At 62.3% G+C, this 18,788-nt stretch carries 18 protein-coding genes; 2 read left to right on the top strand and 16 right to left on the bottom strand.

All coding sequences use genetic code 11. The annotated features are described in order from the left end of the window. Positions 1-29: 29 nt before the first annotated feature. From soxA to LPB73_RS03660, 8 genes are read right to left on the bottom strand one after another with little or no spacing between them, the layout of a single operon-like run. On the bottom strand, positions 30-809 hold the full coding sequence (soxA, locus tag LPB73_RS03695) for a sulfur oxidation c-type cytochrome SoxA (RefSeq protein WP_231079663.1): 780 nt from the start codon (positions 807-809) through the stop codon (positions 30-32). Next, positions 806-1,126: a thiosulfate oxidation carrier complex protein SoxZ gene (gene soxZ, locus LPB73_RS03690; protein ID WP_231079662.1), complete on the bottom strand. Its 321-nt coding sequence runs from the start codon at positions 1,124-1,126 to the stop codon at positions 806-808. Before soxZ ends, soxA begins: the two co-directional genes overlap by 4 nt. Beyond that, positions 1,126-1,602: a SoxY-related AACIE arm protein gene (locus LPB73_RS03685; RefSeq protein WP_231079661.1), complete on the bottom strand. Its 477-nt coding sequence runs from the start codon at positions 1,600-1,602 to the stop codon at positions 1,126-1,128. The genes soxZ and LPB73_RS03685 overlap by 1 nt, the downstream gene beginning before the upstream one ends. Before the next feature lie 12 nt (positions 1,603-1,614). Continuing rightward, positions 1,615-2,079: a sulfur oxidation c-type cytochrome SoxX gene (gene soxX / locus LPB73_RS03680; RefSeq protein ID WP_414716856.1), complete on the bottom strand. Its 465-nt coding sequence runs from the start codon at positions 2,077-2,079 to the stop codon at positions 1,615-1,617. Next, positions 2,072-3,352, bottom strand: a complete 1,281-nt coding sequence (locus LPB73_RS03675) for an NAD(P)/FAD-dependent oxidoreductase (protein WP_231079660.1) — start codon at positions 3,350-3,352, stop codon at positions 2,072-2,074. Before LPB73_RS03675 ends, soxX begins: the two co-directional genes overlap by 8 nt. A 1-nt stretch (position 3,353) precedes the next feature. Next, positions 3,354-3,641, bottom strand: a complete 288-nt coding sequence (locus tag LPB73_RS03670) for a c-type cytochrome (RefSeq protein ID WP_231079659.1) — start codon at positions 3,639-3,641, stop codon at positions 3,354-3,356. A gap of 43 nt (positions 3,642-3,684) precedes the next feature. Next, positions 3,685-5,859, bottom strand: a complete 2,175-nt coding sequence (locus LPB73_RS03665) for a xanthine dehydrogenase family protein molybdopterin-binding subunit (RefSeq protein ID WP_231079658.1) — start codon at positions 5,857-5,859, stop codon at positions 3,685-3,687. 11 nt (positions 5,860-5,870) lie between these two features. Then, on the bottom strand, positions 5,871-6,320 hold the full coding sequence (locus LPB73_RS03660) for a (2Fe-2S)-binding protein (RefSeq protein WP_093756882.1): 450 nt from the start codon (positions 6,318-6,320) through the stop codon (positions 5,871-5,873). 450 nt (positions 6,321-6,770) lie between these two features. Here LPB73_RS03660 and LPB73_RS03655 point away from each other — a divergent pair, with 450 nt between their 5' ends. Further along, on the top strand, positions 6,771-8,270 hold the full coding sequence (locus LPB73_RS03655; protein ID WP_231079657.1) for an ATP-binding protein: 1,500 nt from the start codon (positions 6,771-6,773) through the stop codon (positions 8,268-8,270). Between the two features lie 6 nt (positions 8,271-8,276). On the opposite strand, the gene LPB73_RS03650 is transcribed toward LPB73_RS03655, so the two are convergent. Beyond that, complete coding sequence (locus LPB73_RS03650; RefSeq protein WP_231079656.1) at positions 8,277-9,716, bottom strand: helix-turn-helix domain-containing protein; 1,440 nt, start codon at positions 9,714-9,716, stop codon at positions 8,277-8,279. Between the two features lie 147 nt (positions 9,717-9,863). On the opposite strand from LPB73_RS03650, the gene LPB73_RS03645 reads away from it, so the two are divergent. Next, positions 9,864-11,501, top strand: a complete 1,638-nt coding sequence (locus LPB73_RS03645; protein ID WP_120293265.1) for an isocitrate lyase — start codon at positions 9,864-9,866, stop codon at positions 11,499-11,501. Positions 11,502-11,628: 127 nt separating this feature from the next. Here the strand turns inward: LPB73_RS03645 and LPB73_RS03640 are convergent, their stop codons facing one another. The 7 genes from LPB73_RS03640 to LPB73_RS03610 form a co-directional block, all read right to left on the bottom strand. Continuing rightward, positions 11,629-11,916 carry a YciI family protein gene (locus LPB73_RS03640; RefSeq protein WP_231079655.1) on the bottom strand — a complete coding sequence of 96 codons (288 nt, stop codon included), beginning with the start codon at positions 11,914-11,916 and terminating at the stop codon, positions 11,629-11,631. Positions 11,917-11,980: 64 nt separating this feature from the next. Next, on the bottom strand, positions 11,981-12,952 hold the full coding sequence (locus tag LPB73_RS03635) for a sugar ABC transporter substrate-binding protein (protein WP_231079654.1): 972 nt from the start codon (positions 12,950-12,952) through the stop codon (positions 11,981-11,983). Between the two features lie 36 nt (positions 12,953-12,988). Continuing rightward, on the bottom strand, positions 12,989-13,963 hold the full coding sequence (locus LPB73_RS03630) for an ABC transporter permease (RefSeq protein ID WP_089265507.1): 975 nt from the start codon (positions 13,961-13,963) through the stop codon (positions 12,989-12,991). After that, positions 13,960-14,910 (bottom strand): ABC transporter permease, encoded by a 951-nt coding sequence (locus LPB73_RS03625; protein WP_231079653.1) that lies wholly within the window; start codon positions 14,908-14,910, stop codon positions 13,960-13,962. The genes LPB73_RS03630 and LPB73_RS03625 overlap by 4 nt, the downstream gene beginning before the upstream one ends. Then, on the bottom strand, positions 14,903-16,441 hold the full coding sequence (locus LPB73_RS03620; RefSeq protein WP_231079652.1) for a sugar ABC transporter ATP-binding protein: 1,539 nt from the start codon (positions 16,439-16,441) through the stop codon (positions 14,903-14,905). Before LPB73_RS03620 ends, LPB73_RS03625 begins: the two co-directional genes overlap by 8 nt. Next, a complete protein-coding gene (locus LPB73_RS03615; RefSeq protein WP_231079651.1) occupies positions 16,438-17,838 on the bottom strand; it encodes an FAD-linked oxidase C-terminal domain-containing protein in 1,401 nt (466 codons plus the stop codon). Before LPB73_RS03615 ends, LPB73_RS03620 begins: the two co-directional genes overlap by 4 nt. Before the next feature lie 59 nt (positions 17,839-17,897). Further along, a complete protein-coding gene (locus LPB73_RS03610) occupies positions 17,898-18,782 on the bottom strand; it encodes an intradiol ring-cleavage dioxygenase (protein ID WP_231079650.1) in 885 nt (294 codons plus the stop codon). Between the last annotated feature and the right edge of the window lie 6 nt (positions 18,783-18,788).

Genomic DNA, 18,788 nt, shown 5'->3' with positions numbered 1-18,788 from the left:
CGCGGGCACCCTTACAGACATTCGATACGTCACGGCCTGACAGCGGGAGTTTCGCTTGCCATGCCGCGCGCGCGCGACATCAGATAGAGTTCAAGCTCGACCATCTCAGGCGCGTCGGCGCTGTAAGGCTGCGCCCGCACGCCGATCATGCAATTGCGCAGGCGGCGCTTGAGAGAGCCAAGCCCCTGCCACTCCAGCCGATAGACGGGATAGCCCGTTGGATGGGCCTGCGTGATCGCGGAGCCGGCGAGACGTTTGTCCCAGTTGTCGTCGTGACAGTTCGTGCATGCCAGATTCAACTGCCCCTGACGCCGCATGAAGGCATCGCGGCCTTTGTCGATGAATGCCTGCAGACGTGAATCGGCACCCGTCTCGATCGGCATCCCCTGGGACTGCCGGCCGATCAATGCGGTCAGCGCCAGCAGATCGCGGCTTTCATCGGCGAGCGGCGGCAACTGCTGATGATCGACACGGCAGAGATTGACGCGCTGTTCGAGATCGACCGGGCGATTGAGCTTGTCGTCGAATACCGGGTACCGCACGGCGACGCCGCGCATGCTGCTGGCATCACCGTGGCAATCCGCGCAAGCACGGCCGGCAACGGGCTTCCGGATCCACAGCGCCTCGCCATCCAGCACCCCCAGCATGCCGGGATTGGCCGTGGCGTCGTTCTGCATGGCCTGGGTTTCGACGGACATGAAACTGGCACCGGAGCGTCGCTCGCCCGGCGCGATCTCCGCCGCCTCGATGAGCGACGTGAAGGCGACGGCTGCCAGCAACGACAGGCTGATATTTCGCAGTCGCCTCATGTGACCGTGATGCTGGCCGACGCGGTTTCCTGAAATCCGTTGTCGCCGATCCATTGGAATTCGAATTTTCCGCTCTCGGTGGCGACCGTAAAGAAGGAGATGAAGGGATTGGCCGAGAACGCGGGAAACAGATCGGCCCGGAACACTTCATCGCCATTATAACGGCAGGTGAAATTGGTGATGATGTTGCGCGGGATGGCCTCGCCGGTCACGGTATGGCGAAAGCCGGTCTCCATGATGTGGGACATCAGCGTCTTGACCTCGATGATATCGCCACGCCTGGCCGTGGCGGGAACGTTGATCAGCGCGGATGCCATCAGGTTGCCTCCTCGGTGCACGCCGCGAGCGTGACCACGACATCGGCGGTCGTCGACCAGAACGAGCCATCGGAGAGTTTCGCAATGGCCGTCAGTGTTTGCGTATCGGCAAGCCGGATGCGCGTCGATATCTGCGCACGGCCTGCGCGCGGAGAGATATAGAAATTGCCGACATTGGGCTGCGGATTCTTCTCGTTGAAAATGTGGATACTGACCACGTGATTCGCATCACTCATCGGACTCGTCACCGTGACCGTGAGCGGCACCGTGTTGCCGTTCTCGACCAGCGGCGGGACGTCGAGCTTTACCTTGCCGGGGCGCACCGCCGCGCCTTTGACGACATCGCGGATAGCCGCCTTCATAGCGTCCGGCGTCGCACGCGCCGGGCTGACATGCACGAGTGATACCGCGCCGAGCGCAGCGCCACCGGCCGTCGCCAGAAACTGGCGGCGAGTCGATCGATCGAGCTCAGCCATGGATTGCTTTCGTCATGATGGGTTCTGCAGCGTTGTCAGGTAAGCGACGACGTCCTCGATTTGTTGCGCCGACAGGATCGGCTTGCCAAGCCATGCATCCCCGACACGCTGTAACCCATCTGCACGATAATAGGACGGCATGATGGTCGCGGCATTGAGGCGTGAGGCATCCACCAGCCGCAACCGCAACTGGCCTTCCGACCACCGGCTGCCGGCGCCGGCAAGGCTTGGCGCAAGATCGCCCTGGAATCTCTGTTCGGTAAATGGACCGCTGTGACAGAGCAGGCACGTATAGGTCCGGTTGACGACGATCGCTCTGCCCGCCGACGCGTCGCCGACCGCGCCCGCCAGGGGCAGCGGAATCGCATTGCCAATCACCGCATAAGGGACAAGTTCACTCGCACGGACCGGAGCAGTCAGCAGCAGCGTCGCCACGCTCGCCGACAACAGTGTCGATGCGCGGCGGCGACTAACCAAAGACCTCTGCTCCGATCGTCTCGAACCAGGACCGTGCATAGATCGCTTCGCGGGCCCGGACATCACGTGGCGCATCCAGCGGACTCGTACCGCCCGCGCCTTCGATATCTGCAAACAGGCCGTTGCGGGGCTGGTAGACGCCCGCGATGGAAATGCCGTAGTCGGGCGCGACCAGACTGTAGCAAGTGTTGATCAGCTTCGGCGACGTCGGCGTCGCCCCCGCCAGCAACGCCACGATCGCGCCGGCACAGGTCTTCGCCTGCGCATTCGCCGAGAATGCGGATTTGGGCATGGCACCGGCAATGCAGGCATCGCCGATCACATGGATGTTCGGCACCTGTGTGGACTCGAGGCTGACGGGATTGATCGGACACCAGCCGGATTTATCGGTGACGCCGGCAATCTCCGCGATGCGTCCGGCGCGCTGCGGTGGAATGACATTGGCCACCTGAACGTGATGTGTCGCGAAATCGGTCACCAGCGTATTGGTCGCCGGATCGACCGACGTGACCTTGCCGCCCTGCGACAGCGCGACCCATTCGATCAATCCCGGATACAGCTCCTGCCATGCAGCCTGAAACAGCCGCTGTTTCGAGAACGCGTCTTTCGAGTCGAGAATGATCAGCTTCGACCGCGGCTTTCGGGTCTTGAGGTAGTGCGCGATCAGGCTCGCGCGCTCATAGGGGCCCGGAGGACACCTAAAGGGGTTGGCGGGAACGACGATGGCAACCACGCCGCCATCGTCCATCGCTTCCAACTGGCGTCGCAGCAGCAGCGTCTGCTCACCGGCCTTCCAGGCATGCGGCATGCGCGATGCTGCAGCTTCGTCATAGCCCGGCAGCGCATCGAAGCGCAGATCGATTCCGGGAGACAGAACCAGCCGGTCGTAGCGCAACGTCGATCCATCGGCGAGACCGATCGTGCGCGCCTGCGGGTCGATCGTCTGCACCATTTGCACGACGACTTTGATGCCGGCGGCAGCGGTTTTCTCGTAGGTGAATTGCTGGGCCTCGATGGCGCGGTCACCGGCAATGACCTCGTTGCTGAACGGGCACGCGACATATTGGCGATCGGCCGTCACCAGCGTGACATCCAGCGACGGATCGAGCTGCCGAAGCGCGCGGGCGCAACTGGCGCCACCGAAGCCGCCGCCGATCACGACGACCCGCGCAGGCGATTGCGCCAGGCTTGGCGATGCCAGCGCAAGGGATGCCGTCGCGGCAGCGGCAGTGCGAAGAAACTCCCGTCGTGAGGTATGATTTTTGTGGGTCATGCTATTTCTGCGTTGCCAGCCAGGCCGCAATCGACCCGATTTCGTCTTCGGAGAAGCCCTTGGCGATCCGCGTCATCACTGTGGCCGGCATCGACCCATTGCGAAAGGCCAGCAATGTGGAGCGCGTCGCATCGGCATCGCGCCCATAGATGTTCGGGATGGCCTGCGATGTCGCCGCATGGCAGCCGGAGCACGAGGCCGCTCCAGGCGGCGGCGCCGATGCCGCCCGGACCGGCGCCGCCGAGGTGACCATCAGCCCGATCGCAAGTGAGGTACGCAACGTCTTCATGAGTGAAATCCAGTGATGGGCAGCAAGCATGGCGACGCGTCAGTTACGCAAAGATGATGTCGTAATTCTTCAGCGGCACGGAACGGATGCGCTTGCCGGTCGCGGCAAAATAGGCATTCAACACGGCCGGCGCCGCCACGCAGATCGTCGGTTCGCCGACGCCGCCCCAGAAGCCGCCCGATGGCATCAGGATCGACTCGACCTTCGGCATCTCCTTCATGGTCATCGACTGATAGGTGTCGAAGTTTTCCTGCTCGATGCGACCACCCTTCACAGTGCATTCGCCATAGAACAGTGCCGAGAGACCATAGACGAACGAGCCGGCGATCTGTCGATCGATCTGCCAAGGATTCACCGCGTAACCGGGATCCGTAGCGGCAACGATGCGATGGATCTTGATCTTGTTGCCGCCCGTCACCGAAATCTCCGTAGCAGCCGCAACATAGCTGCCGAAGCCCATGTGCTGGCAGATGCCGCGGAACACGCCTTGCGGCGCCGGCGTCGTCCAGCCGATCCTCTCCGCAACCGCATTGAGCACCGCGAGATGCTTCGGATGCTTGGTCATCAGCTTGCGGCGAAATTCGAGCGGATCCTGACCGACCGAATGCGCGAGCTCGTCCATGAAGCTTTCGAGATAGATCGCATTCTGGTTGACGTTGACGCCGCGCCAGAAGCCCGGCGGCACATGCGGGTTGCGCATGGAATGGTCGATAAGCAAATTCGGAACAGTGTAACCGATCGCTGCCTCACCGCTGGCATTCAGACCCTGGAAAGTGACGGGATCCATCCCATTCTGCATTCCCTCGGGACGCACACTGGCCAGGATCGACTGGCCTGAGATCCGCATGTGCAAACCGATCAGATTGTTATCGGCATCAAAGGCGCCGACCAGCTTGCTTTGCGTAATGGGATGATAGCGGCCGTGCAGCATGTCCTCTTCGCGCGACCACATCAGCTTGATCGGCGTGCCGGGCATCTGCTTGGCGATGGCCACCGCCTGACGGACGTAATCGGTCATGCCGCGCCGGCCGAAGCCGCCGCCCGGCATGATCTTGTAGACCTCGCATTTGTCGCTCGGCAGGCCTGACGCTTCGACTGCGGCCGCAAACACGGCTTCGCCGTTCTGCGTCCCGGTCCAGACCTCGCACTTCTCCGCCGTATAGAGCACCGTCGCGTTCATCGGCTCCATGGTGGCGTGGTTCTGATAGGGATAGGCGTAGACCGCTTCCACCGTCTTCGCAGCACCCGCAAACGCTGCTTTGACATCGCCAGCCTTGTTGCCGACAAAAGCGGGCTGCGCAGCGTCCAGGCCTTCCTGCAGCCACTTGCCGATGGACTCGCTGGACACGCTGGCGTTCTTGCCATCGTCCCAGACGACTGGCATCGCCTCCAGCGCCGACTTGGCGTGCCACCACGTATCGGCGACCACAGCCACGGCACTCTCGCCGACGCGCACGACCTTCTTGACGCCTTTCATGCCAAGGATCTTGCTGTCGTCGAAGCTCTTCAGCGTGCCGCCGAACACCGGGCAATCCTTGATCGCGGCATTGAGCATTCCCGGCAGCTTGATATCGGCGCCGTAGACCATCTTGCCGTTGGTTTTCTCGACCGTATCGAGCCGCTTCAGCGGTTTGCCGGCGATGGTCCAGTCCTTGGGATCCTTCAGCTTGACGTCGGCCGGCGGCTGCAGCTTAGCAGCCGCTTCCGCGACCTTGCCGTAAGTGATGGTGCGCCCCGACGGGACGTGGGTGATAACGCCCTTGCTCGTGGCGCATTCCGACACGGGCGCGGCCCACTCATTGGCTGCCGCCTGGATCAGCATCAGGCGCGCAGCCGCGCCGCCTTTGCGGACGTAATCATGCGAAGTGCGAACGCCGCGGCTGCCGCCGGTGGAAAAGTCCCCCCAGACGCGCTTGCGTGCGACACTTTGCCCGGGCGTGGGATATTCCGTCGTCACCCTGGACCAGTCGCATTCGAGTTCTTCTGCGACCAATTGCGCCAGACCCGTGAGCGTTCCCTGCCCCATCTCGGACCGCGCGATACGCACGACAACGGTCTCATCCGGCCGGATCACCACCCAGGCATTGACCTCAGGCGTACCATCGGCCGCATAGACTGCGGTCGGCCCGCCAAAGGGAATACCGAGCGCGAGGCCACTGCCGATAGCAGCAGTTCCCAGGACAAACGAACGGCGATTGAGTTGCGGAGCATGACCCATGACCATCTTCCTCAAGCGCTTGCAGCGGCGTGAATCGCTTCACGGACCTGCTGGAACGTGCCGCAACGGCAGATATTGGTGATGGCGAGGTCGATATCCTCATCGGTCGGCTGCGGCACTGTCTCCAGCAGCGCTGCAACTGCCATGATCATGCCGCTCTGGCAGTAACCACATTGCGGCACATCATGATCGATCCAGGCCTGCTGCACCTTGTGCACGGCCCCCTCGGACGCAAGGCCCTCGATCGTCGTGATCTGCTTTCCGATCGCCTCACTGAGCGCCATGCTGCAGGAACGGACCTGCTGGCCATCGACATGAACGGTGCAGGCGCCGCATTGGGCGACGCCACATCCGTATTTTGTCCCTGTCAGCCCGGCATTTTCGCGGATCGCCCATAGCAACGGCGTGTCCGGTTCTGCATCGATCTCGTAGGTTCGTCCATTGATCGTGAGGCTTGCCATCGCATTTCCCCGGGTCGTGGCGCATATCGCCGTTGCAGCAACCCTCCCCTGAAACTGGAAGAATTCCAAATCAAATGTTTGGTGACTGCGGCGCCCGAAGATTCCAGCGATGTCCCTGCCTTGCGGACGTCACGGCAACGTCACGCGGGATTTGCTGTCTACACATGTTTCGCCGCGGATCGAACACAATCCGATCGCGCAAGGATTCGATCACCGCGAGATAGGCGGCCCTGGCATCGGCGAACCGATAGATTGCATGCGGCAAGATCGGAAACGGCTTGAGATCGTCACTGGCGAAGCCGGGCTGCGCCGTACGCAGGACAATCGCCGATTCGCTGTCGCGATTTACTTGGTGAGAGTTGCGCGGAACACGGGATGATAGCCGTGCGCCGCTCGACGCGCTGTGGCCGGGTTGGTAAGCCCTCTCTACAAGGAGACCTGAGTCGAGACATGACCGTTGCGATCGAGATGGGGCATACGACGTCAGGCGCCCCGGCGGCTCTGGACCTTGAGGAACTGCTGGCGACGCGTCTGCTCGTACAGGGCAATTCGGGTTCCGGAAAATCGCATCTGCTGCGCCGCCTGCTCGAACAGAGCGCCCCATGGGTGCAACAAACCATCATCGACCCTGAAGGCGATTTCGTCTCGCTGGCGGAGCGATTCGGTCATCTGGTGATCGATGCCGAGGCGCATACCGAACGCGGGTTGCAGGTCGCCGGCGAGCGCGCGCGCATGCACCGCGTCTCCACAGTGCTCAATCTCGAAGGGCTGGATGCCGAGAATCAAATGCGCCGCGCCGCCGCCTTTCTGGGCGGGCTGTTCGACGCGCCTCGCGACCATTGGTATCCGATGCTCGTGGTGGTGGACGAGGCACAGCTGTTCGCCCCGGCCGTTGCCGGCGAGGTGTCCGACGAAGCCCGCAAGCTATCGCTCGGCGCCATGACCAACCTGATGTGCCGCGGCCGCAAACGCGGCCTTGCCGGCGTCATCGCGACACAGCGACTGGCGAAGCTCGCCAAGAACGTCGCGGCCGAAGCGTCGAATTTCCTGATGGGTCGCACCTTCCTCGATATCGATATGGCACGCGCCGCCGATCTTCTCGGCATGGAGCGACGGCAGGCCGAATCCTTCCGCGACCTCGAGCGCGGCCAGTTCATGGCGTTGGGTCCCGCCCTCTCCCGTCGTCCGCTGGGCCTGCGCATCGGCGTCACCGAAACAAGTCCGCGCAATGCGACCCCACGCCTGATGCCGCTGCCGGAAGCGACACTCGACGACGTCCGCGCCACGATTCTCGCAGCGCCCCCGCCGGAGCCGGTGCGGCCGCAGCGCCGCGCACCGTCATCGCCGGATCTGCTTGGCCAGCTCATGGCGGCGAAGTCCGCAGCGCTGGAAATTCGGCCGGACGTGGCGGAGACGCCGATCAGCGCCGAGGAACTGGCGGAGCGGCGCATGCGCGTCGACCGCGTGTTGCAGGCCCTGATGGCGGAGCCCGATGCAGGCTTCCGGGTGGTCGGCGTGCTCTATCAGGAATTCGTGGTCCGCTGCCGCATCGAGGGTCTCGGTGCCGCCGTGCCGGACCTCGACGACTTCCGCCGCATGCTGACACGCGCCCGCGCCGGGCTCGACTCCGACATGACCAACGATGACGGCTGGCAAGACGTCTCGGTCCGCGCCTCGATTCTGCCGGAGGATATGCAGGGCGTTTTCATGATGATCGCCCGCGCCGCCAAGGAAGGCTGGCCCTGCCCGAGCAATGCCGCGATCGCCCGCGCCTACGGCTCGCATTCGCTGCGCCGTGCACAGCGCCTGCTGAACTATATCGAGGAGCAGGGCCTCATCGTGTGCCAGCTTGATGGCGCCGGTCGGCGCATCGTGACGCTGGTCGAACTGGCGTGGGCTACGGCGCCCGGCGATCCCAATGCCGAGGAAGCTGCGGCCGAGCAGGCCTGAGCCGTTTCAGTCCGCCGAGAAGCCAAACGGAACGTTCAGCGTCCTGAAATCATCGGGCAACAACTCGCGCCCGATCGGAAGCGCCGAACGCGCGGCGCAGCGCGGACGGTGACAGACACGGCATGCGACGCCGATCGGCGTGGGCGCATCGGCGCGCGGCGCCGCCGCGTCGCGCGTATAGATCAACTGGCCCGCATATTCGGCTGCGCAACCGATCGCGATGGCGCGCTCGACGCGTTGTGCGCCGTAACCACCACCGCCAGCCGTGACGGTGCGGGCGATCGAAAAGAAGCGCTGCCCATCCGGCAATTCCAGCCACTGCGTGACGATCTGGCGCGGCGTTTTGAAAACGTCATGCACTGACCACAGCGGGCACGCGCCGCCGTGCTTGGCAAATGGAAAGCCGGCGCCGTCGAGCAGCTTTGAGATGTTGCCAGCGGGGTCGACGCGGATGAGAAAGAACGGGACTTTCTCGGCGCCCGGCCGCTGCAAGGTCGTGATGCGATGCGCGGTCTGTTCGAAGCTGGCACCGAATTGGCGCGCCAGTGCTTCGAGATCGTAGCGACGGGTCTCGGCGGCGCGCGCGAAAGCCGCATAGGGCATGATGAGCGCCGCAGCGGCGTAACCCGCGAGCGCCCGGCGCGCCAGCAGTTCGGCACTCTTGGTGGTGAACTGGCCGTCTTCGAGCGCGGTGCCGATCTCGTTTTCCATTTCGAGATAGGCGAGTTGCTGCGCCAGCTGGAAATTGAGACTTGCGGTGTCGAGCGAGTCCTCAAGTAGTAATTGTTTCCGATGCAGATCCAATCGTCGCACCGAGCCGAGCATGACGTCCGGCGGCAGATAGCGCACTTGCAGCCTGTGTCGGGTCTTGAGACGCTCGACGAAACCGCTCGGGCCCGACGTCGCCTGCACGAGACGCTCGGCCGCGTCGTCGAGACCCGCGAAATTGTTGCGACGTGCGGCGAGAAAACGCCGGACCTCGGCGACGGGATCGTTGGCATCATAGCCCTCGCTCCCCGCTTGCAATGCACCGCCCGCGAGCGCCGGCGCGCGCCTGTCCGCCAGCGCGAGTTGCTCCTCGCGATAGGCCGTGTAGAGGCGCAGAAAAGCCTCGGCCATGCCGGGATAGCTCACCGCGAGATCGCTGATTTCGAGCGCCGGGATATCGATGTCCGAGAACATCGGCTCTTTCAGGATCGACTGCATCCGCGCCGTATTGTCGGCGCCGCCATCGCCGGCGAGATCGGCCAGATCGATGGTGTAGGTGCGCGCCAGGCGCAGCAGCATGTCCGCCGTCATCGGCCGCTGGTTGCGCTCCAGCAGCGCGACGTAAGGCGCGGAAATCTCGAGATCGGCCGCCATATCGGCCTGAGTCAGGCCCAAATCGCGCCGAAGCCGCCGGATTCGCGGTCCCATGAACACCGATCGACCTGCCGAGGCGGCCATTGCGCACTCCAATACTTTGTAATTATCTTACAGAATTACACGCGATATTTGTAAAGTATGACAAGTTATCTGCGTTCCGTCTAGCGGCTGACAATCCCGCGCTTACAACCAAGGACAGGTTTTTCGTCAGCCAAAGGGATCGAGACAATGAACTTCCAGCCACGCGGGATCAGCAACCAGACCATCCTCGGCACAGGCTCCTATCGGAGCGAAGTCGAGGCGGCGTCGGCGCTGCTCAAGACCAAGGACACCTGGAACGGCGTGACCGCCGAGGCCGTCGCACGCATGCGCCTGCAGAACCGCTTCAAGACCGGTCTCGACGTTGCACGCTACACGGCATCGCTGATGCGTGCCGACATGGCCGCCTATGATGCAGACACCACCAAGTACACCCAGTCGCTCGGCTGCTGGCACGGCTTTATCGCGCAGCAGAAGCTGATCTCGGTCAAGAAGCATTTCGGCACCACCGATCGCACCTACCTGTACCTCTCGGGCTGGATGATCGCGGCGCTGCGCTCGGAATTCGGCCCGCTGCCGGATCAGTCGATGCACGAGAAGACTTCGGTCCCGGCTCTGATCGAGGAGCTCTACACCTTCCTGCGTCAGGCTGACTCCCGCGAGCTCAACGACATCTTCCGCAGCCTCGACGCGGCCCGCAAGGCTGGCGACAAGGCGAAGGAAGAAGAACTGATCAACAAGATCGACAACTTCCAGACCCACGTCGTTCCCGTCATCGCCGATATCGATGCTGGCTTCGGCAATGCTGAAGCGACCTATCTGCTCGCCAAGAAGATGATCGAAGCCGGCGCCTGTGCGCTGCAGATCGAGAACCAGGTCTCGGACGAGAAGCAGTGCGGCCATCAGGACGGCAAGGTTACCGTGCCGCACGAAGTCTTCCTCGCGAAGATCCGCGCCTGTCGCCACGCCTTCCTCGAAATGGGCGTCGAAGACGGCATCATCGTCACCCGCACCGACTCGCTCGGCGCTGGCCTGACCCAGCAGATCGCCGTCAGCCACAAGCCGGGTGACATCGGCGACCAGTACAACAGCTTCCTTGATTGCGAGGAAATCGACGCCTCAAAGATCGGCAACGGCGACGTCGTCATTACGCGTAATGGCAAGCTGATGCGCCCGAAGCGTCTGGCCAGCAATCTCTACCAGTTCCGTGAAGGCACGGGTCAGGACCGCTGCGTGCTCGACTGCATCACCTCGCTGCAGAATGGCGCCGATCTGCTGTGGATCGAAACCGAGAAGCCGAACATCGAACAGATCGCCAAGATGGTTGATCGCGTTCGTGAGGTGATCCCGAATGCGAAGCTGGCCTACAACAACTCGCCGTCGTTCAACTGGACGCTGAACTTCCGTTGGCAGGTCTATGACGCGATGAAGGAAGCCGGCAAGGATGTCAGCAAGTACAACCGGGCCGAACTGATGAAGGTGGAGTACGACAGCACGCCGCTGGCGGTCGAAGCCGACGAGCTGATCCGGACATTCCAGGCTGATTCAGCCAAGCGTGCCGGCATCTTCCATCACCTGATCACGCTGCCGACCTATCACACGGCTGCGCTGTCCACCGACAACCTCGCCAAGGAGTATTTTGGCGAACAGGGCATGCTGGGCTACGTCAAGAACGTCCAGCGCGCGGAAATCCGTCAAGGCATCGCCTGCGCGAAGCATCAGAACATGGCTGGTTCGGACATCGGCGACGAGCACAAGGAATACTTCGCCGGTGAAGCAGCCCTGAAGGCGGGCGGCGCGCACAACACGATGAACCAGTTCGGCTAATCGTTACGGTTCAGCTCATCGTAAAACCAGCCCGGGGTCCCATCAGACCCCGGGCTGATGTCGTTGTCGGTGTACAAATGCCGAACGACTGCCTCACCGACAGGCAGGGCGCCGGCCTCCATTCCGGTTATCCCTGTCGGCGCAGGAAGCCGGTAATCGTGACCGTCTGCCAGATGCCGGCGGCAAAGAACGGATCGGCGTGATGAAATCTTTCGACCGCCGCGCGGTCGGCGGCCTCGACGAGAAACAGACTGCCAATCATGGTCTGGCCGTCATCGGCTGTCAGCGGACCAGACATGACGATCGTCACGTCATCGGCCGAGGTGTCGGACAAAAAGGCCTTGTGAGCCTCGTAGTGAGACAAGCGTTTGTCGAGCGCCCCGGCATGATCGACGGCATGGATGGCAAACAGCATGCGTAGCTCCTGAAAGACAGAAGACGGCCGCCGTTCCGCGGCGACCGTCCTGGTGGCACAGATGTTATTTAGTGCCGAGCTTCGCAGCCTCGTCCCAGCTCGGACAGGTGCGCGATTCCAGCGGCACGTCGTAGGGCTGAAAGTTCTCCTTGCCGATCACCGTTGGCTTGAGAACGATCTCAGTGATCACCGGCTCGTTGCGCAGCGAACGAATGGCGATCATCATGCCGAGACATCCCTGCATGAAGCCATTGTAGTCGCCGCTCGCCAGTAGCTTCCCGGACTTGATCGCGTCGATCGCCTCCTTGGTGCCATTGACCCCGATGACCTGGGCCTTGCGATTGGCACCGTCGAGCGCCTCGATCGCACCGATCGCCATCGCATCATTGGCAGCCAACACACCGTCGATCTGAGTATTCGACTGCATGAGATTCTCCATGACCTGAAGCGCCTGCAGCCGCTGATAGTTGCCCGGCTGCGACGCAAGCAGCTTGGCGCCCGGGTTTTCCTTCAGGGCGTCGTTGAAGCCGCGGACGCGGTCGATGCTCGTCAAGGATCCCTTGACGCCCTCAATGATCACAAAGTTGCCCTTGCCGCCCAGCGTCTTCAGCAGATAGCGCCCGGTCTCCAGACCCAGACTGTAGTCATCGGCGCCGACAAAGGCGACAAACTTGCCGCCGGCGGAACGATCGGTCACGTTGACCACCGGGATCTTTGCATCATTGATTTTCTCGACACCGGGGACCATCGCCTTGTAGTCGACCGGGATGAAGACGATCGCCGACGGCTTCTTCACCACCACGTCCTCAATCTGGCTGAGCTGCTCCGGGATGCTGTCCGGCTTGGTCGGGATATAATGCAGCGTCTTTGCCTTCATCGCCTTGGCGGCTGCGTCGGACCCGACTCGCACGGTCTGGAAGTACGGATTGGTCTGGTTTTTCGTAAACACCGCGATCGTCTCGCCATCAGCGAACGCGTGAGATGAGAGTGATGTCGTCAGAAGCAATGCAGCAAGCGCGCCATAGGCTTTCTTCATAGTCGTTCCCTCCGTTTTGTTTTTAAGATCGAACACTTACGCCGCACGGCGCCGTGTTTTCATATCCAGCCATACTGCCAGAATGACGATGACGCCGGTTACCAGTGGCTGCCAACTCGCGTTGACCGACAAAAGGTTCATACCATTGAGGACCAGGGTCAAAATGAGTGCACCGACGAACGTGCCAAACACCGTTCCGAGACCACCAAACAGCGAGGTGCCCCCGATCAGAACCGCCGCGATCGCCGGCAGTGTCAGGCTTTCTCCGATGTCGGCTTCGGCAGAGTTCAGTCGTGCAAGAAAGATGATCGAGGCGAGCCCGGCCATTGCGCCCGACACTGTGTAGACCAGCAGAAGCCGGCGAGCGACGGGAATGCCTGACAGCCGCGCGGCGACCGGGTTGGCGCCGATGGCGTAGATTTCCTGTCCCCACGTGGTGCGCTGCGCGAAAATGGTTCCGATCGCGAGGAAAACCAGCAGCAGATAGACCGGGATCGGAAGGCCGAGAAAATAGCCGCTGCCGATCTGACGAAAGCCAGCCGGGAAGCCGTGCATGGTCTCTCCGCCCATGTACCAGTAAGTGATGCCGTGCAGCACCCACAGCATCCCGTAGGTCGCAATGAAGGATGGGATTCGAAGCGCCGTCACCATCACGCCGTTGAGCATCCCGACCGCGCCACCGACGCCGATGCCTGTCAGTACCCCCAAGGTCGGTGAGCCCGTCTGATGAATCACCGTCCCGGCAATACAGGCGGAAATAGCGACATTGGCACCAATCGAAAGGTCGAGGCCACCTGTCAGCACCACCAGCGTCAGGCCCGACGCAATGAAGAACAGCAGACTCGCCTGACGCAGGACGTTGAGGATGTTGCCGAGACTGAAGAACGAGTTGGTCAGGATGGTCAGCGCCGCACAGATCAGAAACGCGGCGAGCAGGCGATAGAACACCTGGATCATCTCGTCGGAAAGCAACATTCGCCCGCCCGTGATCGGCTTTGAGATATCGGTCATGATCGGCTCCGCAATCCATCGACGAACAGTGCTGCAATCACCAGCAAGCCGACGCTTGCCACCTGAATGGAAGACGGCAGCGCCAGCAGATTCAATCCGTTGCGCAACACACCCACGGTGACCACCCCGAGCAAGGTGCCGAGCAGCCAACCATTGCCGCGTTCGAACGACGTGCCGCCGACGGCAACCGCTGCAATGGCATCGAACTCAAGACCGAGGCCAGCGGTTGGATGCCCGGAGTTCATGCGCGCGGTCATCAGGAGACCGGCCAGGCCGACCATGGCGCCGCCGAGCGCGTAGACGAGGATCAGCAAGCGTCGGGCCGAGATGCCGGCGAATTTCAGCGCCTCACGGTTGCCGCCGAGCGCAAAAATGTAAGTCCCGAAACGCGTGTGGTAGAGCAATCCATGGAAGGCAAGGTAGCTTCCCAGCGCCAGTACGATCGGAAGCGGAACGCCGGCAAGCGTTCCGGAATAGACGCCCCGAACGGCGGCCGGCATGCCGACGACGCTCTGGCCATCGCTGACGATCAGCGAGAGTCCCTGCGCCATGCCAAGTGTTCCCAGCGTGGCGACAAAGGGTGGAATACCGACAACGGCCACCAGCCAGCCGTTGACCGTCCCGAACAAGATTCCAACGGCCATTGCCGCAAGCAGACCGAGCAGCAGCGAGCCAGTGGCCAAAGCGACGATGGCGACGATCAGCGAGGTCAGCGTCAAGACCGCGCCCATCGACAGGTCGAGACCTTCAGTCATGATGATCAGCGTCATCGGCAGCGCCAGCATCAGCAGGATCGTCGATTGGACGAGCACGTTGGAAATATTCGGCACCGTCAGGAAGCCGGGCGTCATCAGGCTGAAGACAGCACATAGCAGCACCAGCATGACGGCAACGCCGGGAATCCGCTGAAGCGGATTGGTGTTCAATACCATCGCTTGTTCACGCATGATGCATCCCCAACTTCACGATGTTTTCCTCACTCAGTTCGTGGCGAGCCAGTTCACCTGCGATCCGTCCGTCGCACATGACATAGGCGCGATCACAGACGTGGCAGATTTCCGCCTGCTCCGACGAGATCATCAGCGCAGCGGCACCATCCGCGACCAGTCGGTCGATGAGCGCGAAGATCTCGGCTTTGGCTCCGACGTCGATGCCGCGTGTCGGTTCGTCGAAGATGAACAGCTTGGCGCCGGCGGCCAGCCATTTGCCGATGACGACCTTCTGCTGGTTGCCGCCGGACAGAAGACCGACGGCCTGCTTGTCCGATGGGGTCACGATCCTCAACTGCCGGATCAGATCATTGGCAACCTGCCTGGATTTCCCATGATCAAAGAAGCCACGCGGAAAAATCTTGCGTAGCGCGGAAACGACCAGGTTGTCTCCGACGGAGCGGATCAGAGCCAGACCTTCGGCCTTGCGGCTTTCCGGAATCAGCGCGAGCCCCAGTCTGGCTGCTTCGTCCGGACCGCCGGATTTCTCCCGGCCGTCGAACAGGATCTGTCCCGCGGTCGCCCTGTCGGCTCCGAAAATGGCCCGCACCACTTCGGTGCGCCCCGAGCCGACCAGCCCGCACAGCCCGACGATCTCGCCTTGCCGCACCACCAGATCGATGCCCGCAATGCCCGAGGCAGAGGAGAGACCCTTCACCTCAAGCATGACCTTGCCAGGGGCCTGGGCGAAGGTCCGTGGATAGCTCATATCGACACTGCGACCGACCATCATCCGGACCAGATCGTCCGATGACACGGCACCGGGTTTCACTTCATCGATACGACGCCCATCGCGCAGCACCGTGATGCGGTCACCGAGCGAGAACACCTCCGCCATGCGGTGCGAAATGTAGATGATGGCGACGCCGTCTGCCTTGAGCCGCGCGATCAGTGCGAACAGCAATTCCGTCTCGCGATCGGACAGCGCCGCCGTCGGCTCATCCATCACGAGAATTCGCGCGTTCTGGCTGATGGCCTTTGCAATCTCCACCATCTGCTGCTGGGCGACGCCCAGCTTCTCGATCCGGATCGCCGGATCGATGTCGAATCCAATCGAATCCAGCACACGCCTGGCATCGGCCAGAATTTTCTTGCGATCGATCGTGCCGGGAACACGTCCTGCTGGCTCGCGTCCGAGAAAGATGTTCTGCGCGATGTCGAGATAGGGGACGAGCGAGAATTCCTGGAAGATGACGGCGATGCCGAGCTTCTGCGCATCGGCCGGCGACGCGATCTCGACTGTCTCGCCGTTGTAGTGGAACGAGCCGTGATCGGCGCGATAGGCCCCGCACAGCACTTTCATCAGGCTCGATTTGCCTGCTCCGTTCTCGCCGAGCAGCATGTGCACCTCGCCTGGCCAGACCGAGAACGACACATCATCGAGTGCCTTCACTCCCGGGAATTCCTTGGAGATGCCGCGCAGTTCGAACAGCGGCGGCGCTGCTTGAACGATCGACACGGCAGCCTTGGACTGAGCGAGCTGCGTCATGCCAGCACCGGTGCATTGGGCAAGAAGATCTTGCCGGGGTTCATCATGCCTTTCGGATCGATCGACGCCTTAATGCCACGCATGATATCGACGGCGGCGCCGAGCTCGTCCCGGAGGAAGTCGATCTTGCCGGTACCGATGCCGTGTTCGCCGGTGCAGGTGCCCTCCATCGCGATCGCCCGCGCCACCAACCGCGCGTGCAGCGCCTTGGCGCGCGCGACTTCATCGGCATTGTCCTGATCGATCAGGATCAGCAGATGGAAATTCCCGTCGCCGACATGGCCCACCACAGGCGCGATCAGTCCGTTGGCATCGATGTCCCGGCGCGTTTCGGTCAGACATTCCGTCAGCCGTGAGATCGGCACGCAGACATCCGTAATCATGGCCTTGGCGCCCGGCTTCAGGCTGAGACCCGCATAAAGCGTGTTATCGCGGGCATGCCACAGCTTCGTCCGGTCTTCCGCCGCACGCGCCCATTGGAAGCCCAGGCCGTCATGTTCGGCGGCGATCGCCTCCGCCAGTTCGGCCTGCTCCGCGACACTCGCCTCGGTGCCGTGGAATTCAAAGAACAGCGTCGGCGCCTCGCGATAGCCAAGTTTGGAATAACCATTGATGCCGCGCATCATGACTTCATCCAGCAGTTCCATCCGCGCGACGGGAATGCCCGACTGGATCACTTCGATCGCGGCATCGATGGCTTGATCGAGCCGCCCGAAACTGCAGACCGCGGACGAGATCGCCTGCGGCCAGGGATGAAGTTTCAGCGTGATTTCGGTGATCACGCCGAGGGTACCCTCGGAGCCGACGAACAGCCGGGTGAGATCGTAGCCGGCTGACGATTTGCGGGCGCGCTGGCTGGTACGGATCACCCGCCCATCCGGCAGCACGACTTCGAGCGCAAGCACGTTGTCCTTCATGGTGCCGTAGCGGACGGCCATAGTCCCGGACGCGCGCGTCGAGGTCATGCCGCCGATCGACGCATCGGCGCCGGGATCGATCGGAAAGAACAATCCGGTGTCGCGCAGATGCGCGTTGAGCTGCTTGCGGGTGATGCCAGGCTGCACGACGACGTCGAGGTCCTTGTCATGCACCCGGAGCACGCGGTTCATCCGCGCAAAATCGATACAGACGCCGCCAGCCACCGATGCTGCATTGCCTTCGAGTGAAGTACCCGCGCCGAATGGAACGACCGGCATGCCTAGTTCGCCGCAGAGCTTCACGATCTCAGCGATTTCCTGCGTGGTCTCCGGAAACACCACGACATCCGGTGGACGACTGGCGTGATAGGCCTCGCTGCGGCCGTGATCATCGAGCACGCCGCGCGCGATCGTCGCGCGCGCCCCAATGATCTCGTTCAGACGGACCACGGCCGTCTCGGCGCTCACTGGCGCTCCCATAGCATCCTCCCCTTCCATATCAGCGCTCAGGCTCTGCGGCCCTTGATGCGCATTGTTAGCTAGACAGCATGCGCCTTGTTGGCGTCTGGCTTCAAACCGAAATCGTAATTCAAATGATAGTAAGGCGTGTTCTGCATGCGCCCGTCGGGAGCTTCGCCGGCATCTTTGCGGGCGAATTCGCGAATGAGCGTATCTTTGACGCCGAAGACGACGTCGGAGTCGAGATACTTGTCGCCCGCGACGAACACATGCGTCACCAGTTGCTCGAAGCCAGGCGCCGAGATCATGAAGTGAACATGGGCGGGCCGCCACGGATGACGCCCCTGAGCCGTGAGCATATCGCCGACCGGCCCGTCATGCGGGATCGGATAGGCCGCTGGCTTGATCGACCAGAACCGGAAACGGCCCTCGGCATCGGCATGAAACCGCGCACGCATCGCCAGATCGCCGATCTTGTCGAGCTGCTGAACATCGTAATACCCGTCGTCGTCGGAGTGCCAGACGTCGATTGTCGCATTTGCGATCGGCTTGCCATCCGGCGTCGAGACCGATCCCGTCACAATCATCGGATCGCCCTCCATGCCCCCAGAGATGTCTTCGCCAAGCTTCTTCTCCGGGGCCGCCTGGACGAAGAACGGCCCGAGCACGGTCGTGTCCGTCACACCTTTTTCGGCACCATGATTGATAGCATCGACCAACATCGACACTCCGAGCGTATCCGAAAGCAGGATGAACTCCTGGCGCTTATCGTCGCACATGTGACCGGTGCGCGTGAGGAATTCGATACCCTGCTCCCATTCCCTCTGGGTCGGCCGAACCTCCCGGACGAAGGCATGCAGATGGCGCACCAGCGCCTCGCTGATCTGCCTGATCCGCGGCTGGCCAGCATCCGTGATGCGATCGAGCACGGCGTCGGTGATGGTGTTCGCGTTGAAATTCCGCATGGCCTT

It is taken from the genome of Tardiphaga sp. 37S4 (genome assembly GCF_021044645.1).
GTDB lineage: Bacteria > Pseudomonadota > Alphaproteobacteria > Rhizobiales > Xanthobacteraceae > Tardiphaga > Tardiphaga robiniae.
The sequence above is the reverse complement of the archived record's forward strand: the minus strand, read 5'-3'. Positions and strand labels throughout refer to the sequence as shown.